We start from the raw sequence: 1,777 nt of genomic DNA on the forward strand, positions 1-1,777 counted from the left end.
TTCTTCCCCGTCGACAACATGCCGGAGTGGGCGCGCTGGCTGACGCGGATCAACCCCATGCGGTACTTCATGGACATCGTGCGCGGGGTGCTGCTGCGGGGGGCGGGGCTGGCGGATCTCGCCGGGGAACTGCTGACGCTGCTGGGGATGGGGCTGGCGGCGTTCGGAGGGGCGGTGTTGGCGTTCCGGAGGGAGGGAGCGAGGGGGTAGGCGGCCTATCCTGTCGAGCTGCGGGCACGCAACGATCCTCAAACCCGGAGCGATGATGGTCGATCCGAGATTATCATACCCGAGTTGTGGAACGGTCGGCATAGGAAGGACCAACCCATGTCACGTAAGCCCGGGAAACCGCCGTTGCGCGACGGCCTGCTGCAACCGCTCCAGGACTTCCTGCAACTGGAGTCCGCCGGCGGCCTGATCCTCATGGCGGCGACCCTGCTGGCGCTCGTCGTCGGCAATTCGCCGCTCGCCGGCCGCTACGCGGCGCTGCTGGACCTCCCGCTGGCGGTCAGCGCCGGCACCTTCAAGATCGCCAAGCCGATGCTGCTGTGGATCAACGACGGCCTGATGGCGGTGTTCTTCTTCCTCGTCGGCCTGGAACTGAAGCGCGAGGTGCTGGAGGGGCACCTGTCGAGCCCGCGGCGCGCGAGCCTGCCGGCCTTCGCCGCGGCGGGCGGGATGCTGATGCCGGCGCTCATCTACATGGCGTTCAACCGGAGCGACCCCGTGGCGATGAAGGGGTGGGCCATCCCGACCGCGACGGACATCGCCTTCGCGCTGGGCGTCCTGTCGCTCCTGGGCCGGCGGGTGCCGGTCGCGCTGAAGGCCTTCCTGTTGAGCGTCGCGATCTTCGACGATCTCGGCGCCATCATCGTGATCGCCTTGTTCTACACGGCCGAGCTGTCCGCGCTATCGTTGGGCATCGCGGGGGGCCTGATCCTGGTCCTGGTCGCGCTGAACCGGCTGGGCGTGATGCGGCCCGCCGCCTACGTCCTGGTCGGCATCCCGCTGTGGGTGGCGGTCCTGAAGTCCGGCGTGCATGCGACGCTGGCGGGGGTCGTGCTGGCGATGGCCATCCCGCTGCGCGCATCGTCGCGACCCGGGCGGACGCCGGGTGCCGAACCGCCCCTACGCCATCTCGAACACGCGCTGCACCCCTGGGTGGCCTACGGCGTCCTGCCGGTGTTCGCGTTCGCCAACGCCGGCGTCCCGCTCGCGGGTCTCGCGCCCGCCGACATGATCCACCCCGTGCCGCTGGGGATCGCGGCCGGCCTGCTGATCGGGAAGCTGGCCGGCGTGCTGTCGTTCAGCTGGCTGGCGACGCGGGCCGGTCTCGCCTCGCTGCCCGACGGCGCCGGCTGGCGGCAGATGTTCGGCATCGCCCTGCTGTGCGGCATCGGCTTCACGATGAGCCTGTTCATCGCCTCGCTGGCCTTCGAAGCGGGCGGCGCGTCGTTCCAGGGGCTCGAGCGCCTCGGCATCCTGGCCGGGTCGCTGGTGTCGGGGGTGGCCGGTTACCTCGTGTTGCGCGCGGCGACGCGCTCCGCCTGACAGCAGGGGACCGGCCCGGTCCCTGGATTCCCGTTCAGCCAATGAGAGCGGACATACAGGATTGATTATATCCTAATTATCCCGTATCACGGAGATACGCTGCGGGATCCCGAACCACGAGGGACGACATGATCGGCAAGTCATTGCTGCACTATGAGATCAAGAGCCTGCTCGGCAAGGGCGGCATGGGCGAGGTCTTCTGCGCCCGGGACACCAAGCTGGGCCG

At 68.9% G+C, this 1,777-nt stretch carries 2 protein-coding genes; both read left to right on the plus strand.

Going from position 1 to position 1,777, the window contains the following annotated elements:
- Positions 1-210 (plus strand): ABC transporter permease (locus Q7W29_14290; protein MDO9172992.1); only part of this gene is annotated, 210 nt, incomplete at its 5' end.
- A gap of 117 nt (positions 211-327) precedes the next feature.
- A complete protein-coding gene (gene nhaA, locus Q7W29_14295) occupies positions 328-1,551 on the plus strand; it encodes a Na+/H+ antiporter NhaA (GenBank protein ID MDO9172993.1) in 1,224 nt (407 codons plus the stop codon).
- Positions 1,552-1,777: the final 226 nt, after the last annotated feature.

The sequence above is a fragment of the bacterium genome (assembly GCA_030654305.1).
Classification (GTDB): Bacteria; Krumholzibacteriota; Krumholzibacteriia; order LZORAL124-64-63; family LZORAL124-64-63; genus PNOJ01.